Source organism: Psychrobacter communis, assembly GCF_014836505.1.
GTDB lineage: Bacteria > Pseudomonadota > Gammaproteobacteria > Pseudomonadales > Moraxellaceae > Psychrobacter > Psychrobacter faecalis.
The window spans coordinates 90,143-108,937 of record NZ_JACSQR010000002.1 but is presented as its reverse complement, the minus strand read 5'-3'; the positions used below and the strand labels follow the sequence as shown (position 1 = coordinate 108,937).

The following is an 18,795-nucleotide window of genomic DNA, read 5'->3' as shown; positions in this document are numbered from 1 at the left end:
AGCCTAAACCCAGAAAGATTTTGCTATTTTTCCATATTAAAAATAAGCTTTATTTGAACGTTTTATTTTAATTTTACTTCGTTTATTCCTTTAATTATCTAATAATTTTGAGAGTATTATGTCAAAGCACAACAATCAAAATCCGAATCAAGAGCAAGCCCCAGAAGACGCGAACGAGCTGATTGCTCAACTGCAAACTAAGCTTGATGACATCAAGGCGTCAGGTAAGCAGCCTTATCCGAATACCTTTAAGCGCACGGACTATGCTCAGGATTTACAAACGGCTTTTGATGGTGTCTCAAAGCAAGAAATCGAAGATAAAATTGCCAATGGTGAAAAAACTCAAGTAAATGTTGCTGGTCGCGTGATGCTCAATCGCGGCGCGTTTATTGTGATTCAAGATATGACTGGTCGTATTCAGTTATATGTGGCACGCAAACAGCTAGACCCAGAGACGCTAGCGACGATTAAATCGCTAGATTTGGGCGATATCGTTGGGGTATCTGGTTATATCGGTCGTTCTGGCAAAGGCGACTTATATGTCCATATCGAAGCGTTGAGCTTATTGACCAAAGCCCTACGTCCGATGCCAAATAAGTTCCATGGCTTGGCCGATGTCGAAGCACGCTATCGCAATCGTCACCTTGATTTGATGACCAATGAGACCACGCGCGATACTTTTGTGATTCGCAGTCAGGTTATCAGCGGTATTCGCAAATTTATGCTAAACGAGCGTTTTATGGAAGTTGAAACGCCGATGATGCATCCTATTCCAGGCGGCGCGGTCGCGCGTCCGTTTGTGACCCATCATAATGCTTTAGACATGCCGCTATACTTGCGTATCGCCCCTGAGCTGTATCTAAAACGCCTAGTGGTTGGTGGCTTTGAAAAGGTATTTGAGATTAACCGCAGTTTTCGTAATGAAGGCGTATCTACCCGTCATAATCCTGAATTTACCATGATTGAGTTTTATCAGGCATATGCCGATTATCATGACTTGATGGATTTGACCGAGCGATTGTTCAATGAGTTGGCGATGGATATTTTGGGCACCACGGAGCTGACTTATCAAGGCGAGGCGATTAGCTTAAAAGCCCCATTTATCCGCTTGTCGATGTCTGATGCCATCGCTAAATATGCCGAAAACTTCGATATATCGCGTATCAACGACCGTGAGTATCTTGCAGAATATGCTTCAACGACGCTTAAACAACAAGTCAAAGATGTCTTTGGCGTGGGTAAATTGCAGACCATTATCTTTGAAGAAACCGCTGAGCATCAGTTACGTCAGCCGACTTTTATCACCGAATACCCAGCTGAAACTTCACCGCTGGCACGCCGTAGCGATGACAATCCTGACATTACCGATCGCTTTGAGCTATTTATCGGTGGTCGTGAACTGGCAAATGGCTTTAGTGAGCTCAATGACCCTGCCGATCAAGCTGAGCGTTTCCATGGCCAAGTCGCTGAAAAAGACGCTGGCGATGATGAAGCGATGCATTTTGATGAAGAATATATCGAAGCCTTGTCTTATGGTTTACCGCCGACTGCAGGTGAGGGTATCGGTATCGATCGTTTAGTGATGCTATTTACTGACTCGGCCAGTATTCGCGATGTAATTTTATTCCCACATATGCGCCGCAAGTTCGAAAGCTAGACTGCTTTACTTGCCATAAATCGACGCTGGGACTAAACTGAACATAAGAAGGCTTTTTGTACTTTTAACGGAATGGTCTCAAGTGTTTTATGAGACCTTATGGATAGGGATGTTATGGACACTCAGCAAGTACCAGCGTCGATTTGGCAGCAGATGATTCAGCAAAACTTTTTATCTTTGTACGATTTAACTCCAGACAAAATCACTGACCCTGAATATCTTCAGGGGTATGATTTTGTCTTTGAGTTTTCTAATGCTGTGCTCTACCTTATCGTCAATGATGTGACGATACAGGCTGATAGACAGGATATCGATAGCACTCAGGTGCGTACGTGGAGAAAAGACGTTGTCAATCAGCTGATTAAGCAACACGCTCAGTTGTATCTTAAGAATGATCAGGCGCTTGCCTATCAAAATGATTCTAAAAACCAGTCTAAAAATAAGTTGGCATCTGGCCAAAGGCAAACAGTAGACAAGGCGATTTATTTTATTGGTTTGACCGCACTTTCGGTTCAGCATCAAGAGATTGCTGAGATAAATGCTGAAAAGAATAATGCTCAAAACCTTTATCAAAACCGCTATCAGAATAGTTATCGTAATAGCCAACAGAGTAAACCTGTAGAAACCGCTTCATATGCGGTTGGCTATGAATATGGTAGTCAGTTTTTTGCAGAAGACTGTGTGTTAGATTTGGATGATGAAGAAAGCGTCTTGCAAGTCTTTAGCTATCAGAATTTCACTGAGATACTCAAGCAATTGGTAACGCCCAGTGATTTGACGGCATTTCTAGACTTTCATCGCCGTAAGCTTGCCGGATTTGAAGCCTTTCAAGACGAATCAACCTTACTTGCTCAGTTTTTACAGTCGCCAGATTTTCACCAAAGAGCGATTGAGGTTCAAAAACAACTGGTCAGCCATAATTTGATAGCAGAGATTGAACCACGATTGCTAAAAGCGGCAGAGCCTGAGAAGGCAGAGTTTGCTCAAGCGTTGATGGCAGAGATTCAAAAGAACACGCGCATGTGGTACAAGCTGTTTAATAGCTTGGTCAGAGCGTGTTATGACGTGGGTACGCCATTGCCAAAAGAGCAGGTTGATATTTTGGTCGATGAGTCCATGTACACCTATGCTTGTTTGGTAGAGAAAATCTTGGCGCATAGAACGATTGACCAAGATTCACGCTGGAATGGCTACGTGCGCCATGAGCACTCTTATAATATCTTTGGCCGTCATTATCTGCTGATTTTTTATGCGCAAGATGACAACAGCTCGTTAAGTGCGGACAAAGTGCGTGCCGGTCATCAAGACTTATTATTTGAGCTCAACGCGCAAATGCAGCAGCCAGTCATGCAAGATCTGTTTTTAATCGGTGTCGATGTCAAACCCTGTGACGACAGCGTAAATACCGAGGTGCATCTTGACGCCTTTCATCAGCAAGGCTCGCTTATCGATGCCAATACCCAGCGTTTGTATGAGCAATTGGCTGAGTTACGGGCGCAATCCTAACTTGTGCTAGAACCCAGTTTCGACGTTTGGTTTCAATACCTACTTTGATAGTTAGTTTTAAGCTAAATCGCTGATTTGAAGCTTTATTTATATCATTACTCACATTGGCATTTATTATGACGCAGCAATATCAAGTTTTAGCGCGCAAATATCGTCCAAAAAACTTTCACGAGTTGATTGGGCAATCGCACGTCTCACAAGCACTGATTAATGCGATTGATTATAATCGTCTGCACCATGCTTACTTATTTACGGGTACGCGCGGTGTCGGTAAGACCACTATTGCGCGTATTTTGTCTAAATGTTTAAACTGTGAGACGGGTATCACTAGCACGCCATGTGGTGTCTGTGATAACTGCGTGGCGATTGATCAAGGACGGTTTATTGATTTAATCGAGATTGATGCGGCCTCGCGTACCAAAGTTGAAGACACCCGCGAGCTCCTTGATAATGTGCCGTATGCGCCAAGCCAAGGTCGCTACAAGGTGTACCTGATTGATGAGGTGCATATGCTGTCGACACACAGCTTTAATGCGCTGCTCAAAACCTTGGAAGAGCCACCTGAGCATGTAAAATTCTTACTAGCCACCACCGACCCACAAAAGCTGCCCATCACGATTATCTCGCGCTGTTTGCAGTTTGTGTTGCGTCCTTTATCGCAAAGCCTGCTTAGTGAGCATCTAGCCAATATCTTAAATCAAGAGCAGGTGGATTATACTCAGCCTGCGCTTTGGCAATTGGCCAGTGCTGCTAAAGGCTCGGTGCGTGATGCGTTATCGCTGACCGATCAAGCGATTGCATTTGGACAAGGCGCGCTCGATGATGTAACAGTTAATGCCATGCTTGGCTTAATTGATGCCGCTGACTTGGTGCGTTTAATTACAGATATTTATAATCATGATAAATCAGCAGTCGCCACACATATCGAGCAAATGCGGGCGCAAATGGTCGATGCCACTAGCATGTTTGACGGCTTGGCTGAGCTGTTACATCAATTGGCATTGACGCAACTGCTGCCTGAGGTTGCGCTTAACGTAAACGAAGCACAAGCGCAGCAGATTAATCAGCTTGCGCAGCACATGAGTCCTGACGTTTTACAGCTATATTACGAAATCGTCGTCCAAGCGCGTGAAGGCGTAAAGCTGGCTAGCACACCGATGCAGGCACTTGAGATGTGTATTTTACGTCTATTGGCATTTCGACCTTTACCCGCCGATGAGATTTTAGTAAACGCGCCGGATACTACTATATCTTCTGTCCCTAGAGCATCTAGCTCTGTATCAACTGTTTCTAGAGGCTCGATAGAAAATAATACGGTCGATAATGCTAAGGCTGAACTCAATACAGTATCAATAAGTGCCAGTACTGCTGATGCAGCAAACACCACTGCGCTTTTAAATACAGCTGAAAATATAGCGCCTTCATTAGAGCAAACCTTAGCAGTAGTAGAAGCGCTATCAGAATCGCAGCCAGAACCACACTTAGAGCCAGCAGCGGACTCAATACTGCCCCTACCAGGCTATGATGCTGATTATCAGACCTCAAGTCAAAATGAGGTCGAGCCATACAATACAAGTTATGATGATGCTGAATTTGACCAATATAATAGCTACGGTAATGATGAAGGATTGGATTTATTAAGCAGCAATGTTATCTCTGAGCCTGTTATTGAGCCTGAGCCTGTTGTTGAGCCTGAGCCTGTTGTTGAGCCTGAGCCTGTTGTTGAGCCTGAGCCTGTTGTTGAGCCTAGCGCAAATGATTCTCAATTAACTGCGCAAGTGGATGATCCGCGTACTTTATTACGCTGTGCGCCGCAAGAATTAACGGGCGAGTGGACGCCAGAAAAATGGGACTACTGGCTACAATGCGCCCGCGAAGCTGGTAGTTTGGCACCCGATGAATTGGCACTGGCACGTCAAGGAATGATGACCGGGCACTGTAACGCTAAAGCGGTCTTTGTCACGGCGGTAGATAGTAAGCATCTGCAAGCTACTTTTCAGCAGTTGGCAGCGAAACTGCAAGAACAGTTTACGCAAGCAGACATTAGCTTGCACATAGATAGTAATATTATGCAAGCCGAAGATAAAACCCCTGAGCGCCGTCAACAAAAACGCCTTATTGAAGCGCGTACAGTGGCAGAGTCTAGATTGCTTAATACGCCCGTTATGCAGTATTTGACGGAGCGCGGTGAAGGAAAAATGGGTAAGGTTCAGTTATATTAAAGCGTTCAGTTATATTAAACAATGTTCAATTTTATGATTGGCAATCTTTAATCAGTAAACCTTTATATATTTTATTATAATTCTCCAAATATCAAGGCGATATCAATTTATCGCCTTGATATTTTTCGTTTTATTAATGACTAAATAGCTTTGGATGACTAACAGAGTTATAGTAAAAAACTGTAAGATTTATTATAATCCGCTATAATGGTTAAGTTATATTAAAAACTAAAAAGCAGCTTAGGTGGAAATATGTTAGATAATTTACGTGGTATGGCTGTGTTTGCCAGTGTGGTCGGACACGGCTCTTTTAGTGGTTCAGCTCGCGAATTGGGTATTACGACCAGTGCGGTCAGCCAACAGATACGCGCTTTAGAAAACGAGCTTGGCGTAGTACTCCTACATCGCTCAACTCGTAAGCTTAGCTTAACAGAAGCGGGCGCCAGCTTTTATGAAGCGGCAAAAGATGTGGTCAGTGCCGCTGAACAAGGGCGTATTAAAGTCAATCAATTACGTGATGAGCTTGCTGGTAGTTTGCGTATTGCAACGACGCCTGAGCTTGGCGTTCACCATATTTTGCCCGCTCTATCGACTTGGATGTCGGCGCACGATGACCTTAGCATTACTTATTTTGCTGACAATCATTATATCGATATGATTGATGAGCGTATCGATATTGCGGTACGTATGAGCCCTAATATCAACGACTCAACCTTGAGCAATCATCCGTTATCTGATGTGCGTCAACTGTTGGTCGCCTCGCCGCAGTATTTACGTCAGCATAAAAAGATTGAAACGCCAAAAGACTTAGCAGACCATCAGCTGATTTGTATCGATATCATGAAGGATGCAAGTCATGTCGAGCTTACTCAGACCGAAACAGGCAAGAAAACACGCATCAAAATGAATTCGCGTATTCACACCAACAACGTCTTTATGGCGATGACTTTAGCAAAGGAAGGTCATGGTATAATTCGTATCATGGAGATGGACGTCAAAAGAGAGCTTGAAAATGGCAATTTGGTCGAAGTGTTGACTGGTTATCAGCTGCCAAGTTTCGTGCTATATGCCGTCACCTTAAACCGTGATCAGCAACCAGCAAAAATCACCCGTTGCTTAGAAGTATTAAAAAAGTACTTTCACGCCAATTAAGTTAAGTATTTAGTAATATCTGATTAAAATGCTTTTAAAATGTTAAAAGGCAAAAAGCCTATAGATAATGTATCTATAGGCTTTTTCTAGTTTTAAATTTTGGTTAATCCAGACGTTTAAAATGAGGGCTTCAATAAATTAACCAAACGCTCAACCACTTGTGAGCTTTCATCACGGCTCATATTAAGCGGCGGCAATAGACGAATCACATGCCCGCCTGTGACATTAATGATTAATTTTTGCTCATCACGGGCACGGTCAACCAATTTGCTACAATCCATCTCTTCTGGCAGCGCGATACCAATCATCATCCCTGCGCCGCGAGTGCTAACGCCATATCGTCCAAGCGCATTAACCACGTCTTCACGGATGAACTGTCCTTCGGTGACGGCATTGTCCATGATACTGTCATCAGCAAGCACTTCATAAACGCTATGTACTACGCGACTGGCTAGCGGCGTGCCACCATAGGTTGAGCCGTGACTACCGGCGCCAAACAAGCCATTGGCACGCCCGCGTACCATGCAAGCGCCTACTGGAAAGCCATTACCTAAGCCTTTGGCCGTGGTTAAGACATCAGGGCGTGCATTGCTATGCTGATACGCAAAGTACTTGCCCGTACGACCGTTACCGGTTTGTACTTCATCGAGCATAAATAACCAATCATGACTATCGCATATAGCTTGTAGTTGCTCAAGATACGTAAAACCATTGGCTGCGGTATTTAAACCACCTTCGCCTTGTATAGGCTCGACAAATACCGCACAGATATCATCATGGTCATGAGCGGCTTGTTCAATCGCGGCGATATCACCAAAGGGCACACGAATAAAGTCTTTATCCAAGGTATAAAAACCTTCACGGGCTTTAGGGTTGGCAGTTGCTGATAACGATAGCAAGGTACGACCATGAAAAGACTGTTCCATAACGATAACTTTTGGGCGTTTAAAACCTTGCTGATGCGCATAGAGTCGTGCCAGTTTTAATGCCGCTTCATTGGCTTCAGCACCACTATTAGCAAAAAATACGCTGTCCATTTGCGCGGCATTACATAGAGCTTCGCCAGCTCGCTCTTGCCAATCAATGCCAAATAAATTACTGGTATGCACTAAGGTTGCTGCTTGCTGCTGAATAGCCTCAGTTACTTTTGGATGACAATGCCCCAAGCCGCATACTGCGATACCCGTCAAGGCATCTAAGTAGGGCGTCTCATCTTTGGTATAAAGCCAACTGCCTGAACCGCGGGTGAAGCTGATTGGTTGACGATTGTAAGTGGGCATCAGGTAAGTAGCAGACATGTAAAACATCCTTGGAATTATATAAAGGTTAGAGGGCTAAAGAGATTGGGATTAATTAGAGTTCATCAGAAAACGGCGTCGATTCGGCAGGTAAGGTATATTCTTCACTTGCCCATGCGCCTAAGTCAATAAGCTTGCAGTGATGACTGCAAAACGGCTTATATTTATTGTCTTGCCACGCAGTTTGGTTGCCGCATTCTGGACAAGGATAGGTTTTGGGTAAGGGGTTGGTATTGTGGTCGCTGTTGCTAGAAGTAGATTCAGTCATAATAAAAGTAGGTATATCCTATGGGCTATCAATAAATGCTGTCATTTAAGACAGCGCTTCTAATCAATAGCGAGTATGAATAATGTGAGTTTTCCAGCTTTATAAGCAATCGCCCTGCGGCATTAATAATTGTCATTCGATAAGCGTGGAGGTTGTATTACTATTGGGCTGGATTGACTATATAATAGCATGCGACCGGATAATGACAAATGACAAATCCCTTAAGGATAGTAGATGACTGACAATTTTGAGCTTTCGCATCAGCAGCAGCGCGCCTTTCAACCACAAAAACTCTCAGCTCCACGCGATTTTATAATGCCGGATATATTGGTTGACGCCGAGCTGCCTTTGGTATTGGAGATTGGCGCAGGGAAGGGCAAGCATGCGCTTAGCTTCGCACTGCAACATCCTGATAAGCACTTGATAGCCATCGAGCGTACACGTAATAAGTTCGATGCTTTTGCTAAATTGGTCGGGCAGCAGAAATCAAGCAATCTCAGCGCGATTCATGCGGATGCCATCGCTTGGATCGTTCATGCTGTCGCGCCAAACAGTATCGAGCGTATTTTTATCTTATATCCCAATCCTGAGCAACATAACCCCAACCAACAGTGGTTAAACATGCCTTTTTTTGAGTTTTTGCTTTCTCGTTTGCAAGTAGGCGGAGAAGTAGTGCTGGCGACTAATATAGAGGCATATATGGATAATGCAGAGCAGCAAGCCAATGAGGTCTGGTGCTTACCGAATACGCGTCATAAAGTCGCTAGCGATAGTCAGCGTACACACTTTGAAGTCAAGTATCTAGCGCGCGGTGAAACTTGTTGGCAGTTAAACATGCGTAAGCCTGACGGTTATCAAACCCGATTCGACAATTGGCGGGCAAGTAATAAAGCATAAGAAATAGCCTAAGTAAAATAATGAATTATACTTAAAATTACTGAATAAAAAATTAAGGACAAAGAGCATGAAACAAAAATGTATTATCAAGAAGATAATTATATAAAATAGCCTAAGTAAATAAAAAAACATAAAAAAGACCGCCACAAAAGGGCGGTCCAAAAAATATCACTTTCTCATCTTATAAAAAAGGCTTTACCAGTTTATTAGAATCCGTATGCGCATCTAGCACTGTCAAAAAGGTATAAGCACCGATAAATTTTCTACTGATAAACATAAATTCTTTAGGTGGCAGATTGAACTCGAAAGACTGTATTGCTCGCGTAGCGTTATTTGAGAGGCGAGTATGTAATTTACTATTGGCCCAGATATAACGCTGCTGTTCATCTAAGCAATTTTTGGGAATATCAGGGTTTAAAGTAGGGTCGCTAAAGGGTTCTGTCGCTAATAAAAACAATGAAGCGATATCTGAACGTACTTTATCACTCATGCTATCAAAGAAATCATAACCGGTCATAGCGCGTTTCATTGCGTGATGGTCATGACGATACCCAGCTCGCAATAGCCCGTGCGCAATGGTTAGTAAGTTATCATCGAATTGGCGAATGGCACCAAAATCTAGCAAGACCAGCTTATCGATTTCGTTTTCATCAGCAGCGACACGAACGAGGTAATTACCAAAATTCGGATCCGTTTGCATCTCGCCCCATACAAAAATCTCTTGCATCATGATTTCGATAGCGGCTTGACCGATAGCGTTGCGGCGCTCATGTGACAATAACTGTAGCGCTTCCGAGACCACCGTAATGCCTGGCTCATAAGACATGCATAACAAGCGTTTGGTTGAGTAAGTACGATTGATTTTGGGTACGATATAACGCGGGTCGCCTAGTAAGCGCTCATAAAAACGCTCCGTTGTCGCTGCTTCCGCTTCGTAGTCAACTTCATGATGGAGGAGGTCACGTATCTCTTCAAACCATGCATCGAGTGCACGTGTCTGCGGCACGATATTACTGACTTTTAATAAACGCTTAAATAAAGCCAAGTCAGAATTGATGGCATCCGCCACACCAGGGTATTGGATTTTTAATACCACTTGTTCGCCCGTCGCCAATACGGTTGCGCGATGAACTTGGGCGAGGGAAGCGGTACCGATAGGAATAGGGTCGACGTCAAGCTCATTTAATTTTGCGCCCAATAACTGCCGTAATGTCTGCTCGATTTTTGGCCACGCTAAGGTGGCGGTATCGTCATTGAGCGTTTGCAAGGCGCGCGTGATTTCGGGCGGTAATATATGCTCGCCATAAATCGCCAGCATTTGACCAATTTTTACTACCGACCCTTTTAATTTACCCAGCTCTTCTGCCAGATAATTGGCCTGTTCTTCCATAAAAATTTGATTACGTGCCGTACGGGCTTCTTTGTTCAAAAACATACCAGACACACTATTACCAGCCCAACGACGACCTATATTTAAGGAGGTTTTAGCAATAGACATCCGACGCTCAAACCCTGACGTTTTTAGGCTGTCGATGGATTGTCTGTTATTAGACTGCTTGTTATTAGAAGGTCTAGAAGTATCATTTGCCATAAATATAATCATTCATCTGGTTGCTATTGATTTGCGGGTTCAAAACCGACAATACAAGGGAGATGCGACGTACTGGTACAAAATTGTATCATATAACGGGAGGTAGTTTGAGGCGCGTGAGATTAGGCTGTCACTTACTTTGTAAGCTAAAACATGACTTTTAATGGGTACAGCGATTAGCGGCTCATCCTACTGATAGGTTAAGTCACTAAAAATCTGGCGGCGCTTTACTCTGATGACCTCTATTCTAACACTAAGCGGTCAAAGATAGATTTTTAAAAGCAAATGCTTCAAAAACAACCTATTGAAAAATGGTCATTAAAAACTAGATTAAAAAAGTTAAGTGAAAGTGCGGTTAAAAAAATACGACCTAGCGCTACACTAGGTCGAATCATTATAAAAACTCTGTAGGTTTTAAAACGCATCTTTTAAAGCAGAGCTTTAAAATCTAACGTTTAAATCAGCTCAGCTGTATTAAACGTTTTCGCGAGCAATCGCATGGTGACCAATATCACGGCGATAATGCGCACCATCAAAACTAATCGCGCCCGTCACTGTCAATGCTGCTTGCTGTGCATCAGAGATAGTGTCAGCCAATGCCGTCACGCACAATACACGCCCGCCGTTGGTCACGACTTCTTTCTCATTGCTAAGCGCATCTTGATTAGAGAAAGCCGTGCCAGCATGGAAAACTTTTACCGATTTTTTATTATCACTATCTAATTCTGGTAAGCCTGTAATCACATCACCTTTTGATGAGGTTTCAGGATAGCCTTTTGATGCAACGACAATACCTAGAGCAGGGCGCTCATCCCAATTGGCTTCGGTTGGTAATTTACCCTCTAACCCTTGTGCGACCAAATCAACCATCGATGATTGCAAGCGCATTAAAATAGGCTGTGTTTCTGGGTCGCCAAAACGGCAGTTAAACTCAATCACATACGGGTCGCCCGCATCATCAATCATCAGCCCAGCGTATAAAAATCCAGTATAAGGATGACCGGCAGCTTTCATCGCATCAACAACAGGCTGGATGACTTGTGCCATCACCTTGTTATGAACGTCTTGAGTGACGACTGGCGCTGGAGAGTAAGCACCCATGCCACCGGTGTTTGGTCCAGTGTCGCCTTCAAACGCACGCTTATGATCTTGGCTGGTTGCCATCGGCAAGATGTTGTTACCATCTACCATGCAAATAAAGCTGGCTTCTTCCCCTTGCAAGAATTGCTCGATAACCACACGGCTACCAGCATCGCCAAATTTATTGTCCGCAAGCATATCATCAATTGCTTCGTGCGCCTGCTCGATGGTTTCGGCGACGATAACGCCTTTGCCAGCAGCCAAACCGTCGGCTTTGATCACAATCGGTGCGCCTTGCTCATCGATATAGGCTTTGGCAGCAGTAGCGTCCGTAAACCCTTGATAAGCTGCGGTTGGTATTTTGTTTTGTGCCATAAATTCTTTTGCAAAGGTTTTTGAGCCTTCGAGCTGCGCACAATAAGCGGTTGGCCCCCATGCTTTAATACCGGCTGCGCGGCAAGCATCAACGATACCGGTTACCAGCGGCGCTTCTGGACCGACAATCACCATATCAATGGCATTATTTTGGCAAAATTCGATGACAGCACTGTGTTCGTCAGCATCGGCTATATCTTCTAAGGTGACGTTTTGGCATTTGGGCTCAAGGGCAGTGCCAGCATTACCGGGCGCAACATAGATGTTTTGTACGTTATCGTCTTTTGCACACTGCCATGCGAGTGCGTGTTCGCGACCACCTGAGCCAATCACCAAAATATTCATCATACGTCTGCCCTTAGCATCAAAATTCATTGTAAGTTGTTTGTGAGTTAGTTTTTTAGGAGTTAATAGCGAGCCAGCAAAATCTGCTGCAATATACTGCGGTATTCTAACAAAAAAACGCCATGGTTGTCATGAGTATCCACCTGCCAGAAAGTTTTAGATGAGGTTAGGGTGTTATTGTCTTAATTACTAAATACTCTATCTTTAACTGTCTCATTATCAAAGGTTATCGACATTTTAGTGATTCATGAAATGATGTTGTACGCTTTTGCTAGACGCCGCAGTGCGTTACACTTTGATAGGTTGGCACTAGTAGATACCAATGATTGGTTATTGCAAAAACGAGAACGACAAACCTATAACAAAGGACAATGGATATGCCTCACAACTTAAATATCGCAAAAGAGCGGATCAGCCAGATAAGCGATATTGCCACCAGCTATGTACAAAAAGACAAATCGCTATTTGACCATTTTATTCATAGCTATTATCAGACGCTGCATCAAGAAGTAGCGAAAGATATCAGTAATATGGATTTGGCTGGTATGGCGCTGCATCATTTTACTTTGCTTAAAGCCTATGACGGCAGTCAGCCGCAGCTTGCTATTTTAAACCCCATCGCCGAAGAGCAGCATTTTCATAGCTCGCATACGGTTATCCAAATAGTCGCTTACGATAGACCATTTTTGGTCGATACCATTTTAATGAGCTTGGAAGCAGAAGGTATCGATGTCCATCGTACCTATAATATCATTATCGGGGTTGAGCGCGATGAAAGCGGCGATATCACTCATGTCGAAAGCGCCCATGAAAGTGACACGTCAAAAATGTCTTTGATTCATTGCGAAATCGCTTATCAAAACAATGATGAGTTGGCAGCTCTAAAGCAGATGCTGCTGGCAAAAATCGATACCCTTGATATCGTTGTTGATGATTGGCAACAGATACGCGGCAAGCTGACCGATATAAAAGCGGAGCTGGCTGGTCAAAATCTACCCGAAGTGTATTATTCGCCGCAAGAAATTCAAGCGTTTTTGGATTGGGTATTAGACGAGCATTTTATCTTTTTAGGCTATCGCGAGTACCGCTTAGAAAATGATGACAATTTAGACTTATTTGCCATTGGTAATAGTGGGCTTGGTCTGTTGCGCGGCGGAAGTGAGGATACGCTCTCAAAGAGTTTTGATGAGTTGCCTCATAATCTAAAAAAATTATTAACCGAGCCACGTGTATTGATGTTGTCTAAATCAAGCCGTGTGTCACCCGTTCATCGTCCGGTATACATGGACTTTTTAGGCATTCATAAGTTTGATGACCATGGCAAGCTGGTTGGCGAATATCGCTTTATCGGTCTCTTTACCACGCAAGCCTATCAGCTAAGCGTACAACAGATTCCATTGTTACGTGAAAAAGCCAATAAAATTATGGCGATGGCAGAATTACCGCGTGATGGTCATGCGTATCATAAAATGATGCATGTGATTAACTCTCTGCCACGGGATGATTTGTTTCAAGCCAGCGTTGAAGAGTTGTATCCTATCGTCTCTGGTATTAGCCAATTGCAAGATAAAAAAAGCTTGCGCTTATTTAGCCGAGTCGATCATTATCAGCGCTTTGTGTCCTGTTTGGTCTATATTCCACGCGATAAATTCAATACCGAGCTGCGTATTAAAGTACAAAACGTCTTAAAAGACGCTTACGGCGGTACGTCATCTGGCTTTACCACGGAATTTAACGAATCAGAACACGCCCGCGTCCACGTCCATGTGCGTACGATACCCGGTCAAGTGAATGACGTGGATACGGCGGCGCTACAAGATAAGCTGTCGGCTCTCATGCAATCATGGCGCGATAATTATCAAAAAATGCTGCTCGATAATGTCGGCGAGCAGCAAGCAAATGCCTTAATGCGCCGCTTCTTAAGCTATATTCCAGCAGCCTATCAAGAACGCTTTGATGCGCGGACGGCGGTCGAAGATACCAAACGTCTGGCGAGTTTAAATGACGAGCAGCCAATGATTTGGCATTTATATAAGTCAACGGGCGGCGCCAGCAATCAGCTGCACCTAAAACTATATGGTCGCCAAAACCCTGTGATTCTCTCAAAAGTCTTGCCGGTACTAGAAAACTTTGGCGTATCGGTCATTTCTGCCCAAACCTATGAGTTCTATTTACCAGAGCAGCCGATTTGGATGCAAGAGTATGAGCTGGTATTGGAACATGTTGACACCATCGATATGCAAGTGGTACGCGTGCAGTTTGAAGACAGCCTTAAGCAAATATGGGCAGGGCGCGTTGAGAGTGATTCCTTTAATGAGCTGGTATTAACCACCAAACTCGACACGTATGATGTGGTGGTACTGCGTGCCTTATCACGTTATATGATGCAAGCAAAAGCACCGTTCTCTAGTGCTTATATTCAGCAAACCGTGGTAAAAAATAGTGCCATTAGCATTGCCTTAAGCGAGCTATTCGATGCGCGCATGAATCCTAAATACAGTGAAGAGGAGCGCGCCAGCAAAACCAGTCAAACTCGAGAGCAAATCAACAGCGCCTTGGCTGGTGTCAGTAGTTTAGATGAAGATCGTATCCTGCGTTGGTATTTAGATTTGATTAATGCCATGGTGCGTACCAACTTCTATCAAAGAGAAGCAGATGGTCAACGTAAAGACCGTTTATCGTTTAAGTTTTTGGCGGCAGATATTCCAAACTTACCCAAACCTAAGCCTATGTTTGAGATATTTGTTTATTCACCGCGCGTTGAAGCGGTGCATTTACGCGGCGGTAAAGTCGCTCGCGGCGGGCTGCGCTGGTCGGACCGTATGGAAGATTTCCGTACCGAAGTACTTGGTCTAGTCAAAGCGCAAATGGTCAAAAACGCGGTCATTGTCCCGGTTGGCTCCAAAGGCGGTTTTATCGTCAAGACCAAAACCATGGCTGATGGCCGTGAAGCTTTCCAAGCAGAGGGCATCGCCTGTTATCAAGCGTTCCTGCGCGGTATGCTTGATGTGACCGACAATATTGTCGATGGCAAAATTGTCCCGCCAGCCAACACCGTACGTCATGATGAGGACGACCCGTATTTAGTGGTTGCCGCCGATAAAGGTACCGCTACTTTCTCAGATATTGCCAATGCCTTATCAAGCGAGTATAACTTCTGGCTTGACGATGCCTTTGCCTCAGGTGGCTCGGTTGGCTATGACCATAAAGCCATGGGTATCACCGCACGCGGTGGTTGGGAGTCGGTCAAGCGCCACTTCCGTATGCGTGGTATGGATATCCAAAACCGTGATGACTTTACCGTTGTTGGTATCGGTGATATGAGCGGCGACGTTTTTGGTAACGGCATGCTCAGATCCACACATACTAAGTTGGTCGCAGCCTTTAACCATTTGCATATCTTTATCGATCCAAACCCAGATACCGCCGCGTCTTATGTCGAGCGTGAGCGTCTATTTAATCTGCCGCGCTCAACGTGGGACGACTATGAAAAATCGCTCATTAGCCAAGGTGGCGGCGTGTTCTCACGTCAAGATAAAACCATTGCCATCAGTCCTGAGATGAAAGCATTATTTGATATCAGTGAAGATAGCCTTGCACCCAACGAGTTAATCAGCGCGCTGCTAAAATCGCCAGTTGATTTGATTTGGAATGGCGGTATCGGAACTTACGTGAAAAGCGCCAATGAAAGTCATGCCGATGTTGGTGACCGCGCCAATGATGCCGTGCGCGTCAACGGTGGTGAGCTGCGGGCGGCGGTCGTTGGCGAAGGTGGTAACTTAGGCTTTACCCAGCAAGGGCGTATCGAATACGCACAAACGGGCGGGCGCATTTATACTGATGCCATTGACAACTCAGGCGGCGTCAACTGCTCGGATCATGAAGTTAATATTAAGATTTTACTGGGTAAAGTGGTCGAGCAAGGCGATATGACGCTCAAGCAGCGTAATGAGCTGTTAGAGTCTATGACCGATACGGTCGCTGAATTGGTACTGCGCCAAAATTATCTACAACCACAGGCGCTTGAGCTTAGCCAATTACGCGCGGCAGCAAATTTAAGTGACCATCAACGCTTTATTCAAATGTTAGAAAGCGAAGGACGTCTTGATCGCGCCATTGAATATCTGCCATCGGATGAAGAGATTGCCAAGCGTCAAAAAGCGGGCACAGGTCTCACCAATCCAGAGCTGGCAGTTGTGATGGCTTACGGCAAAATGTGGGTGTACGATAATTTGTTGGCGTCAGATTTGCCTGATGCGCCGTATTTCGTTAATGAGCTGCGCCAATACTTCCCTGATGAGCTGGCAGCAAACTTCTTTGATGAGATGAAAGAACATCGCCTGCACCGTGAAATCATCAGTACTTATTTGACCAATAGCATCGTCAACCGTTTGGGTATCGAAGCCTTATTCCGTTTATTTGAGGAAACGGGGCAAACGCTTGCTACGATTGCGCGCGGCTATGCGATTGCTCGTGATGTCTTCCATGTATCAAAAGCTTGGGAAAAACTTGAGTCACTAGACAACCAAGTCGATGCGACCTTGCTACTCGAGCTTGAGCTGCGTTTGCGTGATGCGCTTGAAAATGGCGTAGTGTGGTTTATCAATGCCTTTGGGCCGGACTTGCAAGTTGCCGATATGATCGAGCGCTTTGAAGACAGTGTGGAGAAATTGACCAAAGCAGGCGGTTTTATCGAGCAGCAATTCTCAGAGTACTTGCAAGAAGACATCACAAGCTTAATGGAAAACGAGCTGTCTGTGGATGATGCGGCGATGTTCGCGATGTTGCCGTACCATGTCGATGCCCTAGATGCGGCGCTACTGGCTGAGCAGTATGAACGCCCAGTCGATGAGATTGCCACTTTATACTTTGAGGCCTATCACGTTTTACAGCTAGATTGGATGATGGATAATATCGCCACCTTACCGCAGCAAGACCACTGGGATCGCCGTGCGCGTCACGCCCTTGTCAACGAAGTTTCGCGCAGTCTGCGTATGCTGATGGATACTTTATTAAAGCAGCCTGATGCCAAACAAGCCTTTAATGACTGGAAATCGCGTCATGAAAGTCAGCTTGATTCCATCACCGCTGAGATGCAAAAAATTGATAGCAATGATGAAAATGATATGAGTTTATCAACGTTATCGGTATTGATGAGTGAGCTGAGTGGGCTGGTAAGTAAGTAATAAGCTAAAAAATAAGCCGGATAGCAAATTACAGAAAATCCAGATTATATGTTTATAGAATAAAATCACCGTTATGAGTTAACGGTGATTTTTTGTTTTTCGATAATAAAAATAAAACTAAAAAGGCTAATTTAAGGTTATAAAGGTATTTAAACGGCGCATTTTGCCATCTTTTTCAACCCACACTTTCTCACCATCGTCACGATAACTAGCAAATTGTGGTTTTAGTATTACACTGCCTTTATTATTTATAATGCCAAACTTGCCCGCTTGCCTATAAGTATAAAGCTGATGGTATAGCAGCTTTCTGATGGGGGCGTCTGATGCAAGGATTAACTTACCATTAGCATCGATAATCTGCGCGCTAACAATCTCGTCTTGGATATCTTCGCTCATGCCTGTAGCGGTGCTACCATCGATTAACGTACTACGCAAAAATAGCGGCGGCTTAGCAGAAGTATTAAACGCTTCGATATGTTGATGGGCGGCAAAAGGAATAATAACGTCATTGTTTTGGTCAATGAGCGCGGTCTCGTCGTTTAAGCTTACTTGTAAATATAAAAGCTGACCTGTACAAGCATTTAACGGATGAATCGCCTCATACTTTGGCACGATTGCCCAGTAGCCTTTATCATCAAGCAGTCCTGTACGCCCTTGATCACTAGTCATTTTAAAATAATCTTGGTCATGATCAGAATCGTAGTGCGCATGCTCGATACGCGCCGCGGTGAGTGGAAAAATCCAGTCGCCATGACGATTAATAATACCTTGTCTGGTTGTCGCATCTGATGGTTTGACGCTGACAATAAAGCTGGTTGCGATATCCGGCTCGGTTTGAATAGCGTCATAGTCAAAAGGGACAATGATCTTGCCAGCAGCATTGATAACGCCGTATTTACCATCCTGCTTAGCAAGCACATAGCTGTCCATTACGATATAAGCATCGGACAGATTATCCATGACGATCTGACCACTTGGGTCTTGCAGCTGCTGCGACCCGTCAGCTTGTTCGATCAACTTGCCAGCAAACGGCGTATTATTTTCAATACGCTCAAAGTAGCTACTGGGTAGAGTTCCGGCGCAATTAATCGTCGCCTGCGCAGTCGTCAAACTTAAAGTAGAAGCAGTAATAGTAAATATAAAAGCAACAAGCAAACGCGCATTAATATAAATAATTTTAAATAGAGTATGCATAAATGTGCCACCTTAAAATTACTT

Annotated in this window: 11 protein-coding genes; 6 read left to right on the top strand and 5 right to left on the bottom strand. The window is 44.3% G+C overall.

What is annotated here, in order from left to right; genetic code table 11:
• Positions 1 to 118: 118 nt before the first annotated feature.
• The 4 genes from lysS to H9653_RS01395 all read left to right on the top strand — a co-directional run bounded on the left by lysS (position 119) and on the right by H9653_RS01395 (position 6,537).
• Positions 119 to 1,657: a lysine--tRNA ligase gene (gene lysS / locus H9653_RS01410; RefSeq protein WP_191689890.1), complete on the top strand. Its 1,539-nt coding sequence runs from the start codon at positions 119 to 121 to the stop codon at positions 1,655 to 1,657.
• Between the two features lie 99 nt (positions 1,658 to 1,756).
• The gene (locus H9653_RS01405) at positions 1,757 to 3,163 is read left to right on the top strand and encodes a hypothetical protein (protein WP_225211550.1); all 1,407 of its coding nucleotides are present in this window, start codon (positions 1,757 to 1,759) and stop codon (positions 3,161 to 3,163) included.
• Positions 3,164 to 3,279: 116 nt separating this feature from the next.
• Positions 3,280 to 5,385 carry a DNA polymerase III subunit gamma/tau gene (dnaX, locus tag H9653_RS01400; RefSeq protein WP_191689888.1) on the top strand — a complete coding sequence of 702 codons (2,106 nt, stop codon included), beginning with the start codon at positions 3,280 to 3,282 and terminating at the stop codon, positions 5,383 to 5,385.
• Between the two features lie 252 nt (positions 5,386 to 5,637).
• The gene (locus tag H9653_RS01395; RefSeq protein ID WP_102077069.1) at positions 5,638 to 6,537 is read left to right on the top strand and encodes a LysR family transcriptional regulator; all 900 of its coding nucleotides are present in this window, start codon (positions 5,638 to 5,640) and stop codon (positions 6,535 to 6,537) included.
• Between the two features lie 116 nt (positions 6,538 to 6,653).
• Here H9653_RS01395 and H9653_RS01390 read toward each other — a convergent pair whose 3' ends face one another.
• Together H9653_RS01390 and H9653_RS01385 are read right to left on the bottom strand one after the other, a co-directional pair.
• Complete coding sequence (locus tag H9653_RS01390) at positions 6,654 to 7,835, bottom strand: aspartate aminotransferase family protein (protein ID WP_191689886.1); 1,182 nt, start codon at positions 7,833 to 7,835, stop codon at positions 6,654 to 6,656.
• Positions 7,836 to 7,890: 55 nt separating this feature from the next.
• Entirely contained in the window at positions 7,891 to 8,103 is a 213-nt protein-coding gene (locus tag H9653_RS01385; RefSeq protein ID WP_068405332.1) for a DNA gyrase inhibitor YacG, read from the bottom strand.
• A 234-nt stretch (positions 8,104 to 8,337) separates the two neighbouring features.
• Between H9653_RS01385 and H9653_RS01380 the strand changes: the two genes are divergently transcribed.
• Complete coding sequence (locus tag H9653_RS01380; RefSeq protein WP_191689884.1) at positions 8,338 to 9,000, top strand: class I SAM-dependent methyltransferase; 663 nt, start codon at positions 8,338 to 8,340, stop codon at positions 8,998 to 9,000.
• Positions 9,001 to 9,181: 181 nt separating this feature from the next.
• Here the strand turns inward: H9653_RS01380 and H9653_RS01375 are convergent, their stop codons facing one another.
• Together H9653_RS01375 and purD are read right to left on the bottom strand one after the other, a co-directional pair.
• The gene (locus H9653_RS01375) at positions 9,182 to 10,591 is read right to left on the bottom strand and encodes an ABC1 kinase family protein (protein ID WP_191689882.1); all 1,410 of its coding nucleotides are present in this window, start codon (positions 10,589 to 10,591) and stop codon (positions 9,182 to 9,184) included.
• A gap of 474 nt (positions 10,592 to 11,065) precedes the next feature.
• Positions 11,066 to 12,391: a phosphoribosylamine--glycine ligase gene (purD, locus tag H9653_RS01370; protein ID WP_191690039.1), complete on the bottom strand. Its 1,326-nt coding sequence runs from the start codon at positions 12,389 to 12,391 to the stop codon at positions 11,066 to 11,068.
• Between the two features lie 377 nt (positions 12,392 to 12,768).
• Here purD and H9653_RS01365 point away from each other — a divergent pair, with 377 nt between their 5' ends.
• Positions 12,769 to 17,577, top strand: coding sequence for an NAD-glutamate dehydrogenase (locus H9653_RS01365; RefSeq protein WP_191689880.1), 4,809 nt, complete (start codon positions 12,769 to 12,771; stop codon positions 17,575 to 17,577).
• A gap of 126 nt (positions 17,578 to 17,703) precedes the next feature.
• On the opposite strand, the gene H9653_RS01360 is transcribed toward H9653_RS01365, so the two are convergent.
• Entirely contained in the window at positions 17,704 to 18,771 is a 1,068-nt protein-coding gene (locus tag H9653_RS01360; RefSeq protein WP_191689878.1) for a WG repeat-containing protein, read from the bottom strand.
• Positions 18,772 to 18,795 lie beyond the last annotated feature (24 nt).